The sequence below is a fragment of the Limnohabitans sp. genome (assembly GCF_046052765.1).
Classification (GTDB): domain Bacteria; phylum Pseudomonadota; class Gammaproteobacteria; order Burkholderiales; family Burkholderiaceae_C; genus Limnohabitans.
In genome coordinates this window covers 57,061-78,770 of the sequence record NZ_JAVLFQ010000023.1, presented here as the reverse complement: position 1 = coordinate 78,770, position 21,710 = coordinate 57,061, and the positions used below count along the sequence as shown (strand labels likewise).

The 21,710-nt window shown below is 50.7% G+C and carries 21 protein-coding genes and 1 tRNA gene; 1 reads left to right on the top strand and 21 read right to left on the bottom strand.

Annotation, left to right across the window (positions count from 1 at the left end):
* Window positions 1–19 precede the first annotated feature (19 nt).
* The 21 genes from nuoN to tsaD all read right to left on the bottom strand — a co-directional run bounded on the left by nuoN (window position 20) and on the right by tsaD (window position 20,717).
* Window positions 20–1,507 carry an NADH-quinone oxidoreductase subunit NuoN gene (gene nuoN / locus AC9UG7_RS02410; protein ID WP_509583707.1) on the bottom strand — a complete coding sequence of 496 codons (1,488 nt, stop codon included), beginning with the start codon at window positions 1,505–1,507 and terminating at the stop codon, window positions 20–22.
* A gap of 34 nt (window positions 1,508–1,541) precedes the next feature.
* Window positions 1,542–3,020 (bottom strand): NADH-quinone oxidoreductase subunit M, encoded by a 1,479-nt coding sequence (locus tag AC9UG7_RS02405; protein ID WP_509583706.1) that lies wholly within the window; start codon window positions 3,018–3,020, stop codon window positions 1,542–1,544.
* A 43-nt stretch (window positions 3,021–3,063) separates the two neighbouring features.
* A complete protein-coding gene (gene nuoL, locus AC9UG7_RS02400; protein WP_509583704.1) occupies window positions 3,064–5,070 on the bottom strand; it encodes an NADH-quinone oxidoreductase subunit L in 2,007 nt (668 codons plus the stop codon).
* A 14-nt stretch (window positions 5,071–5,084) separates the two neighbouring features.
* Window positions 5,085–5,393 carry an NADH-quinone oxidoreductase subunit NuoK gene (gene nuoK, locus AC9UG7_RS02395; RefSeq protein ID WP_509583702.1) on the bottom strand — a complete coding sequence of 103 codons (309 nt, stop codon included), beginning with the start codon at window positions 5,391–5,393 and terminating at the stop codon, window positions 5,085–5,087.
* The gene (locus AC9UG7_RS02390) at window positions 5,390–6,031 is read right to left on the bottom strand and encodes an NADH-quinone oxidoreductase subunit J (protein WP_509583700.1); all 642 of its coding nucleotides are present in this window, start codon (window positions 6,029–6,031) and stop codon (window positions 5,390–5,392) included. Before AC9UG7_RS02390 ends, nuoK begins: the two co-directional genes overlap by 4 nt.
* A gap of 20 nt (window positions 6,032–6,051) precedes the next feature.
* Window positions 6,052–6,573, bottom strand: coding sequence for an NADH-quinone oxidoreductase subunit NuoI (gene nuoI / locus AC9UG7_RS02385; RefSeq protein WP_509583699.1), 522 nt, complete (start codon window positions 6,571–6,573; stop codon window positions 6,052–6,054).
* Between the two features lie 13 nt (window positions 6,574–6,586).
* On the bottom strand, window positions 6,587–7,669 hold the full coding sequence (gene nuoH / locus AC9UG7_RS02380; protein WP_509583744.1) for an NADH-quinone oxidoreductase subunit NuoH: 1,083 nt from the start codon (window positions 7,667–7,669) through the stop codon (window positions 6,587–6,589).
* Window positions 7,662–9,761 carry an NADH-quinone oxidoreductase subunit NuoG gene (gene nuoG, locus AC9UG7_RS02375; protein ID WP_509583697.1) on the bottom strand — a complete coding sequence of 700 codons (2,100 nt, stop codon included), beginning with the start codon at window positions 9,759–9,761 and terminating at the stop codon, window positions 7,662–7,664. Before nuoG ends, nuoH begins: the two co-directional genes overlap by 8 nt.
* Window positions 9,754–11,124, bottom strand: a complete 1,371-nt coding sequence (nuoF, locus tag AC9UG7_RS02370) for an NADH-quinone oxidoreductase subunit NuoF (protein ID WP_509583695.1) — start codon at window positions 11,122–11,124, stop codon at window positions 9,754–9,756. Before nuoF ends, nuoG begins: the two co-directional genes overlap by 8 nt.
* Window positions 11,121–11,630: an NADH-quinone oxidoreductase subunit NuoE family protein gene (locus AC9UG7_RS02365; protein ID WP_509583693.1), complete on the bottom strand. Its 510-nt coding sequence runs from the start codon at window positions 11,628–11,630 to the stop codon at window positions 11,121–11,123. The genes nuoF and AC9UG7_RS02365 overlap by 4 nt, the downstream gene beginning before the upstream one ends.
* Window positions 11,627–12,880 carry an NADH-quinone oxidoreductase subunit D gene (locus tag AC9UG7_RS02360; RefSeq protein ID WP_509583691.1) on the bottom strand — a complete coding sequence of 418 codons (1,254 nt, stop codon included), beginning with the start codon at window positions 12,878–12,880 and terminating at the stop codon, window positions 11,627–11,629. Before AC9UG7_RS02360 ends, AC9UG7_RS02365 begins: the two co-directional genes overlap by 4 nt.
* A gap of 2 nt (window positions 12,881–12,882) precedes the next feature.
* On the bottom strand, window positions 12,883–13,500 hold the full coding sequence (locus tag AC9UG7_RS02355) for an NADH-quinone oxidoreductase subunit C (RefSeq protein WP_509583689.1): 618 nt from the start codon (window positions 13,498–13,500) through the stop codon (window positions 12,883–12,885).
* Between the two features lie 12 nt (window positions 13,501–13,512).
* Window positions 13,513–13,989: a NuoB/complex I 20 kDa subunit family protein gene (locus AC9UG7_RS02350; RefSeq protein ID WP_509583688.1), complete on the bottom strand. Its 477-nt coding sequence runs from the start codon at window positions 13,987–13,989 to the stop codon at window positions 13,513–13,515.
* Window positions 13,990–13,992: 3 nt separating this feature from the next.
* Complete coding sequence (locus AC9UG7_RS02345) at window positions 13,993–14,352, bottom strand: NADH-quinone oxidoreductase subunit A (RefSeq protein WP_509583686.1); 360 nt, start codon at window positions 14,350–14,352, stop codon at window positions 13,993–13,995.
* 76 nt (window positions 14,353–14,428) lie between these two features.
* Window positions 14,429–14,513 (bottom strand) — tRNA-Leu (locus tag AC9UG7_RS02340).
* Between the two features lie 101 nt (window positions 14,514–14,614).
* On the bottom strand, window positions 14,615–15,031 hold the full coding sequence (gene secG, locus AC9UG7_RS02335; protein WP_509583684.1) for a preprotein translocase subunit SecG: 417 nt from the start codon (window positions 15,029–15,031) through the stop codon (window positions 14,615–14,617).
* A 16-nt stretch (window positions 15,032–15,047) separates the two neighbouring features.
* Window positions 15,048–15,794 carry a triose-phosphate isomerase gene (gene tpiA / locus AC9UG7_RS02330; RefSeq protein ID WP_509583682.1) on the bottom strand — a complete coding sequence of 249 codons (747 nt, stop codon included), beginning with the start codon at window positions 15,792–15,794 and terminating at the stop codon, window positions 15,048–15,050.
* A 6-nt stretch (window positions 15,795–15,800) separates the two neighbouring features.
* Window positions 15,801–17,936: a polyribonucleotide nucleotidyltransferase gene (gene pnp / locus AC9UG7_RS02325; protein ID WP_509583680.1), complete on the bottom strand. Its 2,136-nt coding sequence runs from the start codon at window positions 17,934–17,936 to the stop codon at window positions 15,801–15,803.
* 202 nt (window positions 17,937–18,138) lie between these two features.
* Window positions 18,139–18,402, bottom strand: a complete 264-nt coding sequence (rpsO, locus tag AC9UG7_RS02320; RefSeq protein ID WP_509583678.1) for a 30S ribosomal protein S15 — start codon at window positions 18,400–18,402, stop codon at window positions 18,139–18,141.
* 87 nt (window positions 18,403–18,489) lie between these two features.
* Complete coding sequence (locus tag AC9UG7_RS02315) at window positions 18,490–19,671, bottom strand: pyridoxal phosphate-dependent aminotransferase (protein ID WP_509583742.1); 1,182 nt, start codon at window positions 19,669–19,671, stop codon at window positions 18,490–18,492.
* Window positions 19,665–20,717: a tRNA (adenosine(37)-N6)-threonylcarbamoyltransferase complex transferase subunit TsaD gene (tsaD, locus tag AC9UG7_RS02310; RefSeq protein ID WP_509583676.1), complete on the bottom strand. Its 1,053-nt coding sequence runs from the start codon at window positions 20,715–20,717 to the stop codon at window positions 19,665–19,667. Before tsaD ends, AC9UG7_RS02315 begins: the two co-directional genes overlap by 7 nt.
* A gap of 70 nt (window positions 20,718–20,787) precedes the next feature.
* Here tsaD and ybiB point away from each other — a divergent pair, with 70 nt between their 5' ends.
* Window positions 20,788–21,708, top strand: coding sequence for a DNA-binding protein YbiB (ybiB, locus tag AC9UG7_RS02305; protein WP_509583675.1), 921 nt, complete (start codon window positions 20,788–20,790; stop codon window positions 21,706–21,708).
* Window positions 21,709–21,710: the final 2 nt, after the last annotated feature.

The following is a 21,710-nucleotide window of genomic DNA, read 5'->3' as shown; positions in this document are numbered from 1 at the left end:
TATGACCAAGCAATGAAAATCAGGTGCCTAGTGCTTTGACTACCGCTACAGCGCATAAGGACATCAATCCTCCGGGAAGTAAGCCTAGGACCAACACCATGACCCCGTTGATGGCCAACACGGCTTTGACATGCTTTTCTGCTGACACTGTGGACGCAGTCAGTGGAGGGTCAAAGTACATGACCTTGATCACACGCAAATAATAAAAAGCACCGATCAACGACATCATGACAGCAAATATCGCGAGCATGAGCGCACTTATTTGCTCTGAAGCAATCAGGGCCTGCAACACAGACAACTTGGCAAAGAAACCTACCAATGGCGGGACACCTGCCAAAGAAAAAAGGCAGATGGCCATGACTGCAGCAAACAGTGGGCTGCGCTGATTCAAGCCTGACAAGTCTGAAATTTCTTCACTCTCAAAGCCTTCGCGTGCCAGTAAAAGCATGACGCCAAACACGCCCAGGGTTGTCAATACATAACTGATCATGTAGAACATGGCAGAACTGTAAGCATTTGCTGCCGACAAAGTGTTGCCGTTGGTCACGCCTGAAAGCATGCCTATCAAAACAAAACCCATCTGTGAAATAGTTGAAAAAGCCAACATGCGTTTGAGATTGGTTTGCGCAATAGCAGTGACATTTCCAACCAACAAAGACAAGACGGCCAGAACCATCAACATCTGTTGCCAGTCAATGGCCAATGGCAACATACCATCCACCAAAAGTCGCATCATCATGGCAAAAGCTGCCAATTTAGGCGCGCCTGCAATCATCAAGGTCACGGCAGTAGGTGCGCCTTGGTATACATCCGGCACCCACATATGAAAAGGGGCTGCGCCCAATTTGAAAGCAATCCCACAAACCACAAACACCACCCCAAGCACCAGCACTTGATGTTTGATATGCCCCGTGGAGGTCGCCTGAAATATAGAGGTGAGATCCAGTGTTCCGGTCGCGCCGTACATCATGGATAAACCATACAAAAGAAAACCGCTGGCCAGTGCGCCCAAGACAAAATATTTCATGGCGGCCTCGGTGGCGTTGCCATTGTCTCTGCGCAAAGCAACTAAGGCATAGCTAGACAAGGTCAACAACTCAAGTCCCAAATACAGGACCAAAAAGTTATTGCCTGAGATCATGACAAACATACCTAACAGCGAGAACAAACTCAGAATGAATAATTCTCCGCCTTCAAGCATTTTTCTGTCTGCGGCGTACGGTCTGCTGTATACCAAGGTCATCATCATGGCCACACACGCAAAGCATTTCAACCAATTGCCCATGGCATCAGACACCACCATATGGCCAAACCCATACACTGTCTCACCCGTAGAAGCGTAAAAAGCTTGAAGCACTGCGACCACGCCCAAAGTCAGCAGAGTTAAAACATAGGTCAAATTTCTTCGGGCAGATGTGACACCTAAGTCGACCAGTGTGATGACACATGCCATCACAAGCAAGAATATTTCAGGATAAGCAGTCATCCAGTTGAAGTTATTCATCATGGTCGACTTCCCAGCGGTGGTGTGGTTTGTGTATTCATAGCGGTAATTTACCCATGGCAACATGTGCCAATAACTGCGTGACCGATGCATTCATCACATCAGTGAAAGGTTTGGGGTAGATGCCCATCCACAATACCGCCGCAGCCAGCAAACTCAACATCAAAAATTCACGGGCGTTGATGTCTTTCAGCGCTTTGACATCGTCATTCACAACAGGCCCTAAGTAAACACGCTTGACCATCCATAAGGTGTAGGCAGCACCAAAAACCAAAGCTGATGCAGACAACATACCGAGCCAGAAATTGAATTTCACAGCCGCAAGAATGACCATCCACTCGCCCACAAAACCTGCAGTGCCCGGCAAGCCGCAATTGGCCATGGCAAACAGCAAGGCAAATGCAGCAAACTTAGGCATGGTGTTGACTACACCGCCGTAACTGGCGATTTCACGCGAGTGCACGCGGTCATAAAGTACGCCAATGCAAAGAAACATGGCCGCGGATACAAATCCGTGCGCAATCATTTGAATAATGCCGCCGCTGACGCCGAGTTCGCTGAAGATAAAAAAACCAATGGTGACAAAACCCATGTGCGCGACAGAGGAGTAAGCCACCAGCTTTTTCATGTCCTGTTGAACGATAGCGACCAAGCCGACATACACAACAGCGATCGATGACAGGGCCAGCATCAACCACGCCCATTCATGCGCTGCATCTGGCGCAATCGGTAATGAAAATCTGAGAAAACCATAGGCACCCAGTTTCAGCATGATGGCAGCGAGCACCGCAGAACCACCGGTGGGAGCCTCAACGTGCACATCCGGCAACCAGGTATGGACTGGCCACATGGGCACCTTGACCGCGAAAGCCGCAAAGAATGCAAAGAACAACAAAGTCTGCGGCGTGGCAGCCAACGGTAATTGCTGCCAAGTGGCCAAATCAAAGCTTCCTTCGGACGCTATGTACAAATAAATCAGGGCCACCAACATCAGTAGCGAGCCAAGCAAGGTGTACAAAAAGAATTTAAATGCTGCGTATATTTTGTTCGGTCCGCCCCAAATACCAATGATTAAATACATGGGGATCAGTGTGGCTTCAAAAAACACATAAAAAAGCATGCCGTCAAGCGCACAAAAAACACCGATCATCAGACCACTGAGCACGAGAAAAGCACCCATGTATTGGTTCACTCGCTCGGTTATCACTTCCCATCCAGCGATGATGACGACCACAGTGATGAAGGACGTCAGCAATACAAACCACAAAGATATACCGTCAATTCCAAGATGGTATTTCACATTGAAGCGATCTATCCAAGACAGGTTTTCTACAAACTGCATAGCCGATGTTGATATATCAAACTGCGCGTACAAAGGCAGGGTCATTAAAAAACTGACGATGGCACCCGTCAGTGCAAACCAGCGGACTGCATTGGCATGCTCATCACGCCCCAAGGTCAGCAGCAGTAAGCCGAAGACTATCGGTGTCCAAATAGCCAGGCTCAGCATTTCCATGGCATCTCTCTGAGTGAATGTGTAAGTGATGACATATCAAAATTCAATGGTGAATCCATACAAACCAGGTCACAAGACCAAACATACCCAAGATCATCATCAAAGCGTAGTGGTATAGAAAACCAGTTTGCAAACGGCGAGCCATAGAGGCACATTTGGCAATCACATGCCAAGAACCGTTGACAATCCAACCATCAATCACACCTTGGTCCCCGCCCTTCCACAATCCTGTCGCCAGCCAACGTGTTCCACGCGCAAGAATCTTTTCATTGAAATCATCCAGGAAATATTTATTCATCAATAACGAATGCAGGGGTGACAAACGACGTTGAATGAAAGCGGGAACTGCAGGATGAACCATGTACATATAAAAAGCAGTCAATACCCCAGCCATTGCCAAACCAAAAGGAACAGACGTGAGTGCATGTTCCGCCATTGCCCATGGGCTATGGAATGCTTCACGCAATTCAGTCATGGCTGGATGAGCTACAGCATTCACACGAATGGCATCGCTGAAGAAATCACCGAACAACATGTCATCCATAGTGAGATAGCCGATCCCGACCGAAGGAATGGCCAATAAAACCAGTGGCAAGGTCACCACCCAAGGCGATTCATGCGGTGTGTGTGAATGCCCGTGGCTATCGTGGTGGGCATGGGGATCATGATCAAAACGCTCTTTACCATGGAACACCAGAAAGTACATGCGAAACGAGTAAAACGCAGTGACAAACACACCAGCCAGCACCGCAAAATGTGCCCATTGCGCAGCGGGTAAATGGCTGGCAGCCACAGCCTCAATGATGCTGTCTTTGGAATAAAAACCTGAAAAAAACGGTGTGCCAATGAGAGCCAATGAACCTAATAAAGAGGTCAGCCAAGTGATGGGCATGTATTTGCGCAATCCACCCATGTAGCGAATGTCCTGGTTATGGTGTACACCCATGATGACTGAGCCGGCTGCGAGGAACAGCAAGGCTTTGAAAAATGCATGCGTCATCAAATGAAACACAGCCACTGAGTATGCGGATGCGCCAAGTGCAACAGTCATGTACCCCAATTGGGACAAGGTGGAATAAGCAACCACTCGTTTGATGTCGTTTTGCACGATTCCCAAAAAGCCCATGAACAAAGCGGTGATGGAACCCACGATGAGCACCAAATTCAATGCTGTATCAGACAACTCGAACAAGGGCGACATGCGCGCGACCATAAAGATACCGGCCGTGACCATGGTGGCTGCATGAATTAGCGCAGAAATAGGCGTTGGGCCTTCCATGGAATCGGGTAACCAGACATGCAAAGGAAATTGCGCCGATTTGCCCATCGCTCCAACGAACAAACAAATACAGATGACGGTGACCAGCATCCAATCTGTGCCGGGCAGGGACAACACAGCCAACTCGGATGTCTTAGCAAACACCTCTGTGTAATTTAATGTGCCAGCATAAGCAGCAATCAACCCGATACCAAGAATAAAACCAAAGTCCCCCACGCGGTTAACGAGAAAGGCTTTCATATTGGCAAACACTGCACTGGGCTTGTTGAACCAGAAACCGATCAACAGGTAAGACACCAGTCCGACCGCTTCCCAACCGAAGAACAGTTGCAGCATGTTGTTGCTCATCACCAACATCAACATGGCGAAAGTAAACAAAGAAATATAGGCAAAGAAACGGTTGTAGCCCTCGTCCTCTTCCATGTATCCGATGGTGTAGATGTGCACCATCAGCGACACGAAACTGACGACGCACATCATCATGGCGGTCAGGCCATCGACCATGAAACCGATCTCCATCTTCAGTCCGCCGACCTCCATCCAGGTGTACAGCGTTTGATTGAAGCGAGCACCGTCAACCACCACGTCTTGCAATGTCAGCACTGACAACACAAAAGAAATGAAAACACCCAAAATAGTCAAGCTATGTGACCAGCGACGACCCAGCCCTGCGCCACCAAGTTGAGTGCCCCAAATACCCGCTAACAGTGAGCCCGCCAAAGGGGCCAAAGCAACAGTAATCAGTGTCGAGGTTTGTATAGATTGGCTCATGGTATGTAACAGGGTCAACCTTTGAGGCTATTGAGCTCGTCGACATTGACGCTTGATCGGTTGCGAAACAACAGCACAAGTATGGCCAAACCAATGGCCGATTCAGCTGCAGCCACAGTCAGAATGAAGAAAACAAATATCTGGCCTTGCATATCGCCCAGGTAATGCGAGAAAGCCACAAAGTTGGTATTGACTGCCAACAGCATCAATTCAATCGCCATCAACAACACAATCAAATTTTTACGATTCAAAAAAATCCCTATCACTGACAGCGCAAACAGCACAGCACCCAGCGTGAGGTAATGCCCCAGAGTGATATTCATGGTTTTGGTTCCTCCGCTTGCGGAGCAACAAGGGTTTGGTGCACCGGCTCCATTTTGACCATGCGAAGCCGATCAGATGCTTTGACTCGGACTTGATCGCCAGGGTTTTGTGCTTTACTGTCCTTGCGCTCACGCATGGTCAATGCAATCGCAGCGACTATCGCTACCAGCAAGATCACTGCCGCAATTTCTAGTGGATATAAAAAATGGGTATATAAAACTTGTCCCAATTCTTTGGTGTTAGAAAATGGCGTAGCTCCAGCCAATGGATTTTCTGTCACAGCAGGAACACTTCGGAAACCGCCAAGCAATACAGAAGCCAACTCCAACGCCAACACGGTACCAATAGAAGCAGCCAGTGGAAAGTGGTTCCAAAAACCCCGCTTGAGTTCGTCCATGTTGATATCTATCATCATCACCACGAAGAGGAACAACACCATCACCGCACCGACGTACACCAGCACCAAGGTGATAGATAAAAACTCTGCCTTGAGCAGCATCCAAATACCTGAGGCTTGGAAGAATGCCAGCACCAAATACAAAGCGGCGTGCACAGGGTTGCGTGCGGTGATGACCCGAAGCGCGGCAAACAACATCACTGCCGAGAAAAGATAGAAAAGCGCTGACTTGACTTCCATGTGCTTATCAGTCCCTGTTGTTAGCGGTATTTGGCATCGGCTGCCTTATGCGCCGCAATCTGCGGTTCGTATTTGTCACCTACAGCCAACAGCATTTCTTTGGTGAAATACAAATCGCCGCGTTTTTCGCCGTGGTACTCAAAAATATGTGTTTCCACAATCGAGTCCACTGGACAGCTTTCTTCGCAAAAGCCGCAAAAAATACATTTGGTCAAATCAATGTCATAACGCGTGGTGCGGCGTGATCCATCCTCACGCACATCGGATTCAATGGTGATAGCCATGGCAGGACACACCGCCTCGCACAGTTTGCAGGCGATGCAACGCTCTTCACCATTGTCATAACGCCTGAGCGCGTGCAGGCCGCGAAAACGGGGACTTAGAGGTGTTTTTTCTTCCGGAAATTGCACCGTGATCTTGCGGGCAAACATATATTTACCGGTGATGGCAAAACCTTTGAAGAACTCAAGCAACAAAAAGCTAGAGAAAAAGTCTGCCCAAGAAAATGGTGCTGGGGTGGTGGTGGAAGCATACGTTCTCATAGTTGTATTTGCATCAAGTCCAGATGTTCCAAGGAGTTTGCATCCAAGCGCCAATGATCACCAACCAGACCAGTGTCACTGGTATAAATATTTTCCAACCCAGACGCATGATTTGATCGTAACGAAAGCGTGGGAAGGTGGCACGCACCCACAGAAACATGGTGACTACGACGAATATTTTGACAGCCAACCAAATCCAACCCGGTACCCAAGCAAGAAAGACCGAATCAACAGGCGGCAACCAACCGCCTAGAAACATCAGTACGGCTATGGTGGACACCAAAATCATATTGGCGTATTCGCCGAGAAAGAACAAGGCAAACGACATACCCGAATATTCAATCATGTGGCCAGCGACAATTTCGGATTCACCTTCAACCACATCAAAAGGATGGCGATTGGTTTCGGCCAGACTGGCAATGAAGTAAACGACAAATATGGGCAACAAGGGCAACCAGTTCCAAGACAAAAAGCCCAGACCTTGGCTGGCAAACATGCCCTTACCCTGCCCCATCACTATGTCAGTCATATTCAAACTGCCTGACACCATCAGAACCACCACCAAACAAAACCCCATGGCGATTTCATAACTGACCATTTGCGAAGATGCACGCAAAGCGCCTAGAAATGCGTATTTGGAATTGGATGACCATCCCGCGATGATGATGCCGTAGACCTCTAGCGATGTGATGGCCATGAGAAACAGTAATCCAGCATTGACATCGGCCAATACAACTTCTGGTCCGAAAGGTATCACCGCCCAAGCAGCCATGACCGGCATGATGGTCATCACAGGCCCGAGAAAGAAAAGACCAGAACTGGCCTTGGTAGGAAGAATAATTTCCTTGGTCAAAATTTTTAATGCGTCTGCAATAGGTTGCAGTAAACCAGCGGGCCCTGTTCGGTTGGGTCCCAGACGAATTTGTGTGAATCCAATAGCCTTGCGTTCCCACAAAGTCAAATACGCCACGCAACCCAATAAAGGCAATACAACCGCCACAATTTTCATCAATATCCAAATCACCGGCCAAGCAAGATTGACCCACCATGCATCAGCGATCAGGTTTGCGCCCAGATGAAACAAGGTATCAACCATGGATGCGGCCATCGTTAGCATCTGCCGTTTGCTGTAGCGCATGCGATCGGCGCACCAGACCGTCGAGTTGGTAAATAGCAGCCGTCACTGGCGCCTGTGATGCAGGTGTCAGATCTATCTTGGCATGCGTTGCGTTAGATAAATGCGACGTCAAGTTGGGGGGTAAGGCTAAAGCGCGAACTTCTTCAATGGTTTCCATGGTGAAACCAGGTAACTTCATCATGCTGCCCAATACGCGCAATACTTTCCAGGCAGGTCGTGTTTCACCCAATGGCTTGACGACACCGTGGAAACTTTGCGCACGCCCTTCGGTATTGACAAACGTACCTGCGGTTTCTGTGAAGGGTGATATCGGCAATAAGACATCACTGATGTCGAGATTGGTTTTGAACGGTGACAGGGTCACAACCATGTCTACATTGGCTAAGTTATGTGAAGTGACAGCGCAATCATCAGAAGGCTCGGTGTTCAACAACAACATGGCTTTCAATGTTGAAGCTTGCAGCATTTGTGATGCATTCAAGCCGCCTTGCAAAGGACGCGCAGACACCAGCTGAGCACCCACCGTATTTGCCGCTTCACCCAGATAACCCACACTGGCCCCGGTATGTTCGGCTATGAAATTGGCCAACGCAAGCAAACTCGACGCTTTGGGGTGATGCGCCGCCGCGTTGCCAAGCAACACTGCCTTGCGTTCGCCAGACAACAAAGAAACGGCAATAGCTTGTGCCACTTCATTTGAAGCGTTAGCAGATACTGGCGCTTGCACATTCTTTTGTTGTGCAACTGCTGCAGCGATATCGGCCAAGGCTTGAACCCAGACGCCGCTGTCTGACACCAAGACTTCAGCCAATGGCATGGCCCAGTCTTCATGACGTGCATTCAATGCATGCACTTTGGCGCCACGGCGCACAGCCTGACGAATACGTTGCGCCAGCAAGGGGTGATCCTTGCGAATGTTTGATCCGATGATCAATGCTCGGTTGAGCGTAGACAGTGATGCCACAGAAGTACCCAACCAACGCACCTTGCCATCATGTTGAAAATCGGCTGCACGCAATCGACTGTCTATGTTGTCGCTGCCCAGTGCACGCATGAATTGCGTTGCCAAGTACAACTCTTCAAGGGTACTGTGGGGACTGGCTAAGCAAGCCAACGCGGACGCACCATGGTCAGCCTTGATATGTTGAATGCCGTTGGCAATGTATTCAAGCGCGGTAGACCAATCTACCGTGACCCATTGACCGTTCTGTTTCAACATAGGTTGCGTCAATCGATCGTCGCTGTTTAAGGCTTCGTAACTGAAGCGGTCGCGGTCGGCGATCCAGCATTCATTGACTTCTTCATTTTCAAGCGGTACCACGCGCATTACGCGGTTGTTTTTCACCTGCAGTATCAGATTGGCTCCCGTAGCGTCATGGGGACTGATCGATTTGCGACGACTGAGTTCCCAGGTGCGCGCCTGGTAGCGAAAGGGCTTGCTTGTGAGCGCGCCCACCGGGCAAATATCGATCATGTTGCCCGACAGTTCAGAGTCGACAGTTTCGCCAACAAAAGCCTCAATTTCAGAATGTTCACCTCGGTGCGACATTCCCAGTTCCATGTTGCCCGCAATCTCTTGACCAAAACGCACGCAACGCGTGCAATGGATGCAACGGCTCATTTCTTCCATGCTGATGAGCGGCCCCACATCTTTGTGAAACACCACACGCTTTTCTTCTTCGTAACGAGAAGCACTGCCGCCATAACCAACGGCTAAATCCTGTAACTGGCATTCACCGCCTTGATCGCAAATGGGGCAATCGAGCGGATGATTGATTAACAGAAATTCCATCACCGATTTTTGCGCTTTGATGGCACGTTCTGATTTGGTGTGCACCACCATGCCTTGGGTGACTGGCGTGGCACATGCCGGCATGGGCTTGGGTGCTTTTTCGATATCAACCAAGCACATGCGGCAATTAGCGGCGATGCTGAGTTTGCGGTGGTAACAAAAATGCGGAATAAACGTGCCTGCCTGCTCTGCCGCTTGTATGACCACGCTGCCTTCAGCCACTTGCACGGACTTACCGTCAATCTGTATTTCAATCATGGTGCTGACCTGCAGGTGCATGCGACGAGACCATACAGGTCTTGTGCGTGATGTGGTGTTCAAATTCGGCGCGGAAGTGCTTGAGCATGCCGCGCACAGGCATAGCTGCAGCGTCCCCCAATGCGCAAATGGTGCGACCCATGATGTTTTCTGCCACGCTGTCCAACAAATCCATGTCTGAGGGTTTACCGTGTCCATTTTCAATGCGGTCGACCATGCGAGACAACCAGCCCGTACCTTCACGGCAGGGCGTGCATTGACCACAAGATTCATGCATATAAAACGCAGACAAACGCTGTAGGCTTTTCACCATGCAACGGGTGTCATTCATGACAATGACAGCGCCGGAACCGAGCATAGAACCTGCCTTGGCAATGGCGTCGTAATCCATGGTGATGTCCATCATGACCGAAGCAGGTAATACCGGCGCGGAGGAACCGCCAGGAATCACCGCTTTCAACGCACCACCTTGCACGCCACCAGCGAGTTCGAGTAATTTCGAGAAAGGGGTACCCATAGGGACTTCGTAATTACCTGGCAAGGCCACATCACCACTCACAGAAAAAATCTTGGTGCCGCCGTTGTTCGGTTTACCGCAAGCCAAGTAAGCAGCGCCGCCGTTTCTGATGATCCACGGCACTGCAGCAAAGGTTTCGGTGTTGTTGATGGTGGTCGGTTTGCCATACACACCAAAGCTGGCGGGAAACGGCGGCTTGAAACGTGGTTGGCCTTTTTTACCTTCTAATGATTCAAGCAAGGCAGTTTCTTCGCCGCAAATATAGGCACCGAAACCATGCGCTGCATGCAATTGAAAACTGAAGTCGCTGCCTTGTATGCGGTCTCCCAAGAAACCAGCATTACGCGCTTCGACCAATGCAACTTCAAAGCGTTCGTAGGTTTGAAATATTTCGCCGTGTATGTAGTTGTAGCCAACAGTGATGCCCATGGCGTAGGCAGCAATCGCCATGCCTTCAATGACGATATGCGGGTTGAATTCCAAAATATCGCGGTCTTTGCATGTACCTGGTTCGCCTTCGTCCGAATTGCACACCAGGTATTTTTGACCATTGAATAAACGTGGCATGAAGCTCCACTTCAAGCCAGTGGGGAATCCGGCGCCACCGCGACCACGCAGGCCAGACTCTTTCAAGCAAGCAATCACCTGATCTTGCGTCCATGCTGCTTGACCATCCAAGCCGAGAATGGTTCGCAAAGCTTGGTACCCACCGCGCGAAATATAGTCATTCAATGACCAGTTTCGGCCATTCAAGCCGTCATAAATTTGCGGATTGATATGCCGTCCGTGGAAACAACTTTCCAGACCTTTGGCCTGAAATTGCGACAACAGTTGCTGAACATTCATGGCTTTGCCTCCGCCTGTGACAGGCCGTCAATCAGTTGATCGAGTTTGTCATGGCTCATGAAACTGCACATGCTGCGGTCGTTGACCAATAAAACCGGTGCGTCCGCACAAGCACCCATGCATTCACCTGGTTGAAGTGTGAATTTACCGTCGGCAGTGGTTTCGCCCACTTCGATATCCAATTGATGGCATAAATGCTCTAAGGCCTGTTGACCGCCACGAAGCTGGCAAGGTAAATTGGTACACACATTGATTTTGAACTGCCCGACCGGCTTTTGGTTGAACATGTTGTAGAAAGTAAAAACTTCGTGGACTGCCATGTATGGCATCTCCAGCACTGTGGCCAAGGCTTTTTCTTGCTCAGCAGTGACGAAGCCATTTTCATCCTGAAGTATGGCCAGACAGGCAATCACAGCAGACTGTTTTTGGTCTGTCGGGTATTTGTTCAACTCGTGTTGAAAACGCTGCATGGTCTGTGGCGAAAAATGGGAAGCGATTGGATTCATCGGTCAATTTCCCCGAACACAATATCCATGGTGCCGATGATGGCAACCGTGTCTGAAATCATATGGCCGCGTGTCATCTCGTCCATGGCCGCCAGATGTGCAAAACCAGGAGGACGAATTTTCAAACGGTAGGGTTTGTTGGCCCCGTCGCTGACCAAGTAAATGCCGAATTCGCCTTTGGGATGCTCTACCGCAGCATAAGCCTCGCCCTCAGGCACGTGAAAACCTTCGGTGAACAATTTGAAATGGTGAATCAGTTCTTCCATGCTGGTCTTCATTGACTCACGGCTAGGCGGTGCTACTTTGTGGTTATCGGTGATCACAGGGCCTGGGTTGTTGCGCAACCACTTGACACATTGACTGATGATGCGATTGGACTGGCGAAGCTCTGCAACGCGGACCAGATAGCGGTCGTAACAGTCTCCGGTCAAGCCCACAGGCACATCAAAATCCATTTGATCGTAAACGTCATAAGGTTGTTGCTTACGCAAATCCCAAGCGATGCCAGACCCGCGCAACATAGGTCCGGTGAACCCTAGATTTTTGGCACGCTCGGGTGTGACAACGCCTATGCCGACGGTGCGCTGTTTCCAGATACGGTTGTCCGTCAGTAAGGTTTCATACTCGTCAACGTATTTAGGAAAACGCTGGGTGAAATCATCGATAAAGTCGAGCAGCGAGCCTTGCCGGTTTTCATTCAAGCGGGAAATCGCGCGCGCATTTTTGATTTTGCTAACCTGGTATTGCGGCATTTTGTCAGGCAAATCGCGGTAAACGCCGCCGGGTCGAAAATACGCTGCATGCATACGTGCGCCGGAAACTGCTTCGTACATATCGTACAAATCTTCACGTTCGCGGAAACAATAAATCAAAATATTCATCGCGCCACAGTCAAAGCCGTGCGCACCTAACCACAACAAATGGTTGAGCATGCGGGTGATCTCAGCGAACATGACACGTATGTATTGCGCACGCAGGGGAACATCAAGACCCATGAGCTTTTCTATTGCAAGGCAATAAGCGTGTTCGTTGCACATCATGGACACGTAATCCAGTCGGTCCATGTAAGGCAGCGATTGGATATAGGTTTTACTCTCTGCCAACTTTTCAGTGGCACGGTGTAACAAGCCTATATGCGGATCTGCACGCTGAACCACTTCGCCATCAAGTTCCAGCACCAATCTCAACACCCCGTGCGCTGCAGGATGTTGCGGCCCTAAATTCAATGTGTAATTTTTAATATCAGCCATGGCTAGTGCAATCCGCCGTAGTTGTCTTCACGGATGATGCGCGGCGTGATCTCGCGGGGCTCAATGGTGACAGGTTGGTAAATAACGCGTTTTTGCTCTGCGTCGTAACGCATTTCAACATGTCCTGACGTGGGGAAATCTTTGCGAAATGGATGGCCGATGAATCCGTAGTCAGTCAGCAGGCGGCGAAGATCTTCATGGTCTCTGAACAAAATACCAAACAGGTCAAAGGCTTCCCGCTCGAACCAATTGGCTGAACTCCAAATGCCATTGATCGAATCTACCTGTGGCATCTCCTCGTCGGTAGCATGAACGCGCAAGCGCAAGCGCCAGTTGTGCGTCAATGACAGCAGGTGACAAACCACAGCATAACGCGGTGCATCTGTGAACACAGAGTGCGCGCCGTCCTTATAGGCAGAGTAATCCATGCCACACAAATCAAGCAATTGTTCGAAGGCAAGTTCAGGGTGATCGCGCAACTGCAAGGCCACAGATGCATAGTCAGCATCCTTCACCGTCAACGTCAACTCGCCCAGAGCCAACTCGATTTTTTGAATTCGCTCACCCAGTACATGCTTGAGAGCAGACTGCAAGGTATCAATGGAAACTGTGATGCTCATAAATAGTGACATTCAACGTGCAATTGTGTTTTCACGGCGAATCTTGGTTTGCAATTGCAATATGCCGTAGAGCAAAGCCTCGGCAGTGGGCGGGCAACCTGGTACATACACATCGACAGGCACGATCCGGTCACAACCGCGCACCACCGAGTAACTGTAGTGGTAATAGCCGCCACCATTGGCACAAGACCCCATGGATAAAACCCAGCGCGGTTCAGACATCTGGTCGTATACCTTGCGCAAAGCGGGCGCCATCTTGTTGCATAAAGTGCCAGCCACAATCATCAAATCAGATTGACGCGGACTTGGACGGAACAACATGCCAAAGCGATCAATGTCATAACGTGCCGCACCAGCGTGCATCATTTCGACGGCGCAGCAGGCCAAACCGAAAGTCATGGGCCAAAGTGACCCTGTTTTGGCCCAGTTCACCACCGAGTCATAAGACGTAGTGATAAAGCCTTCTTTGAAAACACCTTCAAGTGACATGTGTCATTCCCAGTCAAGGGCTCCCTTTTTCCACTCGTAGACAAAACCGACCACCAAAATGGCGAGAAAAATCATCATGGCCACAAACCCTGTCAAACCGATTTCTTTGAGAGACACCGCCCAAGGAAATAAAAAAGCAATTTCCAAATCAAACAATATAAAAAGAATGGCGACCAGGTAATAGCGGACATCGAACTTCATACGCGCATCGTCAAATGCCTCAAAACCACATTCGTAAGGGGAATTTTTAGCCGCGTCAGGTTTGTGAGGGCCAAGAATTGCACCGATCAACTGAGGCGCAACGCCAACAAGTAAACCGACCATAATGAATAAAAAAACAGGAAGATACTGCTCTAGGCTCATTGGATACTCTGTGTGCAGGTCATTATCTAAACAGCTTCATACATTGTGCTGACAAGACGATGACAGCGGAATCTGATGGTGCCGTCGGCGAGACTCGAACTCGCACAGCTTTCGCCACTACCCCCTCAAGATAGCGTGTCTACCAATTTCACCACGACGGCAATGTTTACTTTTTTACCAAGCATTACCACTCAGTAATCCATGTGATCTTAACCTTAAAAAACGTCAACCTCTAGGCGTAGATTGAAATTTGACGACCTGGTTATTTCGCTGGAATTTGTGATGCTGGCGGGGTCACGGGTGCAACAGGTGCAGGTGTTTGTTCTGCCTGGTTGGCTGTCGCGGGCGCTGGTGTTGACCCAGGAATTTGATCCCCTGCAGTCGCAGGAACCGTGACCGGTAATGCAGTTCGCTCAAGTACGCTGTCGTTGCCCGTGGGTCGCAAATTTCCAAAATAAGCCAGAAATAAGGTGCAGACAAAGAAAACAGCAGCCAACACAGAAGTAGTGCGTGACAAGAAGTTCGCGCCACCGGATGCGCCGAACAAACTGCCAGAGTTGCCACTGCCGAAAGCTGCGCCCATGTCGGCGCCTTTGCCATGTTGAACAAGAATCAAACCGATCATGGCCAAAGCGGACAAAATTTGAACCAACAGCAGTAAATTAAGAAGCGTACTCATGAATACTCCGTGAATGTCAGTGCGAAGCCGCAGCAACAATGGATAAAAAATCGACTGGCTTGAGGGAGGCGCCACCAATGAGCCCTCCATCAATATCTTTTTGCGCCAGTAAACTGGCCGCGTTGGCAGCGTTCATGCTGCCCCCGTATAGCAAAGCGATGCGCTCTGGATGGGCGCTCGCCGCATTCAACTGGCCGCGCAACAAAGCATGAACCTGTTGCGCTTGCTCAGGACTGGCGGTCTTGCCGGTGCCTATGGCCCAAACGGGCTCATACGCCACCACAATTTCACTGATGCAATGACCGTTGGTATGAATCACTGCGGCCAGTTGGCGTTTCACGACATCTTCCGTGTGGCCGGCTTCGCGCTCGGCCAAAGTTTCACCCACACACACAATCGGAGTGATACCTGCAGCCAAGGCGCGTTGTGCTTTGGTCGCTACGACAGCGTCAGTCTCGCCATGGTATTGGCGACGTTCGGAGTGACCCACGATGGCGTACCGCACACCGAACTCGCGCAACATCGCGGCTGACAACTCGCCTGTGTAGGCGCCTTGCTCGAAGGCTGACACATCTTGCGCACCCCATAGCAAGGCTGATCCAGTTGCGAGTTGCTGCAATTGAGACAAATACACCGAAGGCGCGCACACAACGACATTGCAAGACGATGCAGACAAACCGGCCATCACCGCACGCACAAGATCCTGATTGGCAGCCAGGCTGCCATTCATTTTCCAGTTACCTACGATCAGTTTGCTGCTCACGCTGGATCACTCCTGATGAGGTTGCTCTTCGTCGTGAGCAGGCGCTTCAGGACGGTCGAGCAAAGCCTTCATTGACAACTTAATGCGTCCTTTTTCATCGGTCTCCAGCACTTTGACACGCACGATTTGGCCTTCAGCGAGTACATCTGTCACCTTGGCAATGCGCTCGTGGCTGATCTGACTGATGTGTAATAAACCATCTTTACCAGGCAACAAATTCACCAGTGCACCGAAGTCAAGAATCTTGGTGATCGGACCTTCATAGACTTTGCCAATTTCCACTTCAGCAGTGATTTCCTGAATGCGACGTTTGGCTTCGTCGGCCTTGGCCCCATCAGTGGCGGCAATGGTGATGGTGCCGTCTTCCTCAATATTGATTTGGCAGCCTGTTTCTTCAGTCAGCGCACGGATAACTGCGCCGCCTTTGCCGATCACGTCCCTGATTTTCTCGGGGTTGATCTTCATCGTGTAAAGCTTAGGCGCAAAGTTGCTGACCTCGGTCTTGGCTTCACCCATAGCGTCTTGCATCTTGCCCAAAATGTGCATACGCGCTTCTTTGGCTTGTGCCAAAGCGACTTGCATGATTTCCTGTGTGATGCCCTGGATTTTGATGTCCATTTGTAAGGCCGTGATACCGTTGGTGGTACCGGCCACTTTGAAGTCCATGTCGCCGAGGTGATCTTCATCACCCAAAATGTCGGTCAACACCGCAAAGCGGTTACCGTCTTTGATCAAACCCATGGCAATTCCAGCCACGTGAGCTTTCATCGGCACACCGGCGTCCATCAAAGACAAACATCCGCCACAAACCGAAGCCATGGAGGACGAACCGTTGGACTCGGTGATTTCAGACACCACACGCATGGTGTAGGGGAACTCTTCTTTGGTGGGCAAACAAGCGGCAAGCGCACGTTTGGCCAAGCGGCCGTGACCGATTTCACGACGCTTGGTGCTACCCATACGGCCGACTTCGCCAGTGGCGAACGGGGGCATGTTGTAGTGAAACATGAAGCGGTCTTCGAACTCACCAGCAAGCGCATCAATGCGCTGGGCATCGCGTTCGGTACCCAGCGTGGTGATCACCAGTGCCTGGGTTTCACCGCGCGTGAACAAAGCCGAACCGTGGGTGCGTGGCAGCACACTGTTGCGGATTTCGATAGGACGCACGGTGCGTGTGTCGCGGCCGTCAATACGCGGTTCGCCAGCCAAAATTTGGCTGCGAACGATTCGCGCTTCGATATCGAACAACATGCTCTCGACCTTGACGCTATCGAACTCCACACCATCGGCTTTGAGACCTTCCATGACTGCTGCATAAGCTTCGCGGCAGGCTTGGGTTCTGCTTTGTTTATTGCGGATTTGGTAGGCGGCTGACAGCTTGTCATCAGCCAATGCCGCGACCTTGGCGATCAAAGGCTCGTCCTTGGCAGGCGGCTGCCAGTCCCACACAGGCTTGCCCGCGTCGCGCACCAGTTCGTGGATGGCGTTGATGGCGATGCGGCTTTGTTCGTGACCGAACACAACAGCACCGAGCATGACTTCTTCAGACATTTGCAATGCTTCGGACTCGACCATCAGAACTGCGGCCTCAGTACCAGCAACCACCAACTCCAACACGCTGTCTTTGCGCTGTGTTTGACCGGGGTTGAGCACGTACTCGCCGTTGATGTAGCCGACGCGGGCGGCACCTATGGGGCCGTTGAATGGGATACCTGAAATGCATAAAGCCGCAGATACACCGATCATGGCTGCGATATCGGCATCCACTTCAGGGTTGAGAGATATGGTGTGAACAACGACATGCACATCGTTGTAAAAGCCTTCGGGAAAAAGCGGACGAATCGGACGATCGATCAAGCGACTGGTCAGCGTCTCGTGCTCGCTGGGTTTAGCTTCACGTTTGAAAAAGCTGCCGGGAATTTTGCCTGCGGCATAGGTCTTCTCAATGTAGTCGACAGTCAATGGAAAAAAGTCTTGCCCGGGTTTGGAGTTTTTAGAGCCCACAACAGTGGCTAACACCACGGTGTCGTCGATATTGACCAGCACTGCGCCGCCGGACTGGCGTGCAATTTCGCCGGTTTCCATGGTGACCGTGTGTTGGCCCCACTGGAAAGTCTTGGTTACTTTGTTGAATAAAGACATGTTGAATTCCTGAACAGAATAGAAGAAGTGAAGGCCACTTCATAAAAGCCCAAAGTCTCTGTCAGAACACGATGCCATTCCAAAAAAATGCATTGCTTTTTTTGGAATGACACAGCTTCGCTCTGAATCAGTTGCTTTGCCTGCGCCCTGCCCCATGAACCAACGCCTGAGTGAAGGCTCAGGCGTTGCATGAGAAAGGGTGTTACTTGCGCAAACCCAATTTGGCGATCAGCGCTGTGTAGCGATCTGCATCTTTGGATTTGAGGTAGTCGAGCAATTTGCGTCGACGGCTGACCATACGCAACAAACCACGGCGGCCATGGTGATCCTTGGCGTGTGTTTTGAAATGGGGGGTCAGTTCATTGATGCGTGCAGTCAAAATCGCGACTTGCACTTCGGGACTGCCAGTGTCGTTGGCTGAACGTGCGTTGGCCTTGACGACCTCGGCTTTGTTTAATGTTGTCATGGTGTTTTTCCAAAAAATTTGACATGCGCCAACAGCCGGAAATGCCAGATGGCGTGAACTTGAAACCAAAATGGTCAAGCCTGTCAATTATAGCTTGCCCAACCATCGTCTCATGCGTTCTGCACCTTCACCCAGCCTGTCCTGATCTTTTGACGCAAAACACCAGCGCAGCCAACCTTGCGCCTCGGGAGCAAACGCGCTGCCCGGCGCCAATCCCAGCCCGGCTTGGGCAACCAGTTGCTTGGCGGTCTGCACATCGTCAATGAGGCCTGGGATACTGAAAAAAGCGTACATACCGCCATCAGGTATTGCCAACTCCAAGCCAGGGATATCGCTCAATTCGGCAAATAATCGGTTTCGACACGCCAACATTTGCGTCACCACAGAGGGCACAATTTCGCCAGCGCGTAACATTGCCGTCACGCCAGCACGTTGCACAAAGACGCTGGCACATGAGGTGTTGAATTCGATCAATTTGCCCATGTGTTCGGTCATTTGAACAGGCATGACCAACCACCCTAAACGCCAACCTGTCATCAAAAAACTTTTGGAAAAGCTGTGCGCCACCACTAAGCGGTCTTCAGGTGAAGCTATATCCAAAAAACTGGGGGCGCAGTGGTTGTCAGACGGCAGGTAATACAAGTTTTCATACACTTCATCCGCCAGAATCCACGTGCCAGTTCGACGGCAATGTGCGAGGATGGTTTGCTGTTCTGCGCGGCTAAGGGTCCAGCCAGTCGGGTTGTTAGGCGAATTGATCACCAATAACTTTGTTTGGGATGTGACAGCCTCAAGCAATTCCTGCATGGGCAAATTCCACCGACCTTGCTGCGGCTGCAAACACAGCGTACGCAGTTGTGCGCCCAAAATCAGAGGTTGCGATGTCAGGTTGGGCCATACTGGAGTGATCACAACCACTTGATCGCCAGGGTCGACAAGGGCTTGCATAGCCAACATCAGCGCATTGACGCCACCGGAAGTCACAGCGACTCGATTCGCACCTATTTCCGCGCCATGACGCTGCTGCATCTGCTTTGAAATTGCTTGGCGTAACTCGGGCAATCCTAGGTTGTGGGCATAAAAAGTTTCACCTTGCTGCAAAGAGTCAATAGCCGCTTGCCGAATAAAGTCCGGGCTGACCTCATCACTCTCACCGAACCAAAAGGCCAGCACATCTGCGCGCCCTATACCGGCATTGGCCACATCACGGATGCGGGAGGCTTGTAAATCGAGAATGGCTTGGCGCATGGTGTTTGCAGTGTTTAGGATGGCGTCAATTGAACGGGATTTTGTGCCAATGGCCAGCGCGGCAGCACATCAAACGCATAGTTTGTTGAGGGCCTTTCAACCCCGGCCTTTAATCGCATGGCCGCTGCCATAGCGATCATGGCGCCGTTATCGGTGCACAAATCTGGCTCGGGGTAGTGCACCCTTGCGCCGATCTTGCCGCAATCGGCCTGCAACATTTCGCGCAAAGCGCGATTGGCACCCACACCACCGGCGACCACCAGTGTTTTCAGTCCGGTTTGCTTCAGGGCTTTCACCGATTTTTTCACCAGCACATCGACAATGGCTGCTTGCGTGGATGCAGCCAAGTCCGCCTTGCGATTTTCCAAGTCTGCGCCCAATTTCTGCGATTGCGTCAAGACCGCGGTTTTTAAACCCGCAAAAGAAAAATCAAGGTTCGGTTGGTTCAATAAAGGCCTAGGCAAGGCAAACGCCTGAGCGTTGCCATGTGCTGCGATCGCCGACAGCGCAGGTCCACCGGGGTAGCCCAGGCCCATGAGCTTGGCCGATTTGTCAAATGCTTCACCCGCGGCGTCGTCAATGGTTTCACCCAATAGTTCATAACTGCCAACCTCGTCCACCTTCATCAATTGGGTATGCCCCCCAGACACCAGCAAAGCGACGAATGGAAAAGACGGCGGATCCACACTGAGAAAAGGCGACAACAAGTGCCCTTCTAAATGATGAATACCCATCACAGGCTTACCCAAGCTAGCGGCCAAAGCGCACGCCGTTCCTGCGCCTACCAGCAGCGCACCGGCAAGTCCTGGGCCACGCGTGTAGGCAATCACATCCAGCTGCGGCAAACCGACGCCTGAGCTATGCATGACTTGTTTAATCAGCGGCAGCACCCGTCGGATATGGTCGCGGCTGGCGAGTTCAGGCACCACGCCGCCATAGGCCTCGTGCATCGCGGCTTGCGTATGCAAAGCCTGCGCCAACAGCACTGGCAGCGCTTTGTCTGCATCTGCGCGCACCAAGGCCACGCCGGTTTCATCACAAGAAGATTCAATACCCAATATCCACATGTCGGGGAGTTTAGCCTTGGCTCATTCGCTTCATAACTGAAAGTCATCAAGCTTGTTCCACAATGCGGGGATGAGTATCAGCCAATACATCAAAGAAATCGGACGTGGCAAGCACAACGCCCGAGATTTATCGCGCGAACAGGCTAGCGATTTATTTGGACAACTGCTGGACGGCTATTTGACAGACCTGGAAGTCGGTGCATTTTGCATAGCCATGCGCGTCAAAGGCGAATCTGCCGATGAAATGGCTGGTTTTTTGGATGCCATGGATGCTCGCATGACACGGTTTATCAACGAAAGCCCGCAACCGATCGTTGTGCTTCCCAGTTACAACGGGGCCAGACGTTTGCCCTTGCTCACGCCTTTACTCGCTTTGCTTTTAGCCAAGCAAGGTCTGCGCGTGATCGTCCACGGTGGAAATACTGAAGACACAAGGGTTTCATGTGCGCAAGTGATGCAAGCGCTGGGCATGGCTGCCTTGCAACACGTTCGTCCATTGAAAAATAATGAAGTGGTTTATGTTCCGATTGACGTGATCTTGCCAGGATTGTGGCGACTTTTGCAAGTACGTCGCACCATTGGATTGCGCAATTCAGCCCACAGTCTGGTGAAAATGTTGAATCCCGTGACGGGTCCCGCATTGCTTGTGGCCAGTTATACCCATCCTGAATATGAAATTACCATGCTGAAGACGCTGCAAAATGCAAAAGCAAACGCTATGTTGCTGCGGGGCACAGAGGGAGAACCGGTGGCTGACCCCCGACGTATGCGTCAAGATATTCGCTTACAAGGTGGTCAACTTGTCGACACACACGAGCCTCAAGCAGATGTTGATGTTCATTTTCCAAACCTACCATTCAGCATGAGTGCAACTGAAAATGCCAGATTTATTCAAGCAATGCTTGATGATCCCTCAACGATTCCCGCACCCATAGAGGCACAAGTTCAACGTCTGATTGACCTTGCCTCTTCCATGACTTCATCAAACTGACC

Coding starts and splice junctions, on each gene's coding strand:
- pnp (WP_509583680.1), bottom strand. CDS start 17,936: ATGTCTTTATTCAACAAAGTAACCAAGACTTTCCAGTGGGGCCAACAC.
- AC9UG7_RS02345 (WP_509583686.1), bottom strand. CDS start 14,352: ATGAGCCTAGAGCAGTATCTTCCTGTTTTTTTATTCATTATGGTCGGT.
- tsaD (WP_509583676.1), bottom strand. CDS start 20,717: ATGTGGATATTGGGTATTGAATCTTCTTGTGATGAAACCGGCGTGGCC.
- nuoF (WP_509583695.1), bottom strand. CDS start 11,124: ATGAATGTTCAGCAACTGTTGTCGCAATTTCAGGCCAAAGGTCTGGAA.
- AC9UG7_RS02355 (WP_509583689.1), bottom strand. CDS start 13,500: ATGAGCATCACAGTTTCCATTGATACCTTGCAGTCTGCTCTCAAGCAT.
- nuoL (WP_509583704.1), bottom strand. CDS start 5,070: ATGAGCCAATCTATACAAACCTCGACACTGATTACTGTTGCTTTGGCC.
- nuoK (WP_509583702.1), bottom strand. CDS start 5,393: ATGAATATCACTCTGGGGCATTACCTCACGCTGGGTGCTGTGCTGTTT.
- nuoG (WP_509583697.1), bottom strand. CDS start 9,761: ATGATTGAAATACAGATTGACGGTAAGTCCGTGCAAGTGGCTGAAGGC.
- nuoI (WP_509583699.1), bottom strand. CDS start 6,573: ATGAGAACGTATGCTTCCACCACCACCCCAGCACCATTTTCTTGGGCA.
- secG (WP_509583684.1), bottom strand. CDS start 15,031: ATGAGTACGCTTCTTAATTTACTGCTGTTGGTTCAAATTTTGTCCGCT.
- ybiB (WP_509583675.1), top strand. CDS start 20,788: ATGAGTATCAGCCAATACATCAAAGAAATCGGACGTGGCAAGCACAAC.
- rpsO (WP_509583678.1), bottom strand. CDS start 18,402: ATGACAACATTAAACAAAGCCGAGGTCGTCAAGGCCAACGCACGTTCA.
- AC9UG7_RS02365 (WP_509583693.1), bottom strand. CDS start 11,630: ATGAATCCAATCGCTTCCCATTTTTCGCCACAGACCATGCAGCGTTTT.
- nuoN (WP_509583707.1), bottom strand. CDS start 1,507: ATGATGAATAACTTCAACTGGATGACTGCTTATCCTGAAATATTCTTG.
- AC9UG7_RS02390 (WP_509583700.1), bottom strand. CDS start 6,031: ATGGAAGTCAAGTCAGCGCTTTTCTATCTTTTCTCGGCAGTGATGTTG.
- AC9UG7_RS02360 (WP_509583691.1), bottom strand. CDS start 12,880: ATGGCTGATATTAAAAATTACACATTGAATTTAGGGCCGCAACATCCT.
- AC9UG7_RS02350 (WP_509583688.1), bottom strand. CDS start 13,989: ATGTCACTTGAAGGTGTTTTCAAAGAAGGCTTTATCACTACGTCTTAT.
- AC9UG7_RS02405 (WP_509583706.1), bottom strand. CDS start 3,020: ATGGAAATGCTGAGCCTGGCTATTTGGACACCGATAGTCTTCGGCTTA.
- nuoH (WP_509583744.1), bottom strand. CDS start 7,669: ATGGTTGATACCTTGTTTCATCTGGGCGCAAACCTGATCGCTGATGCA.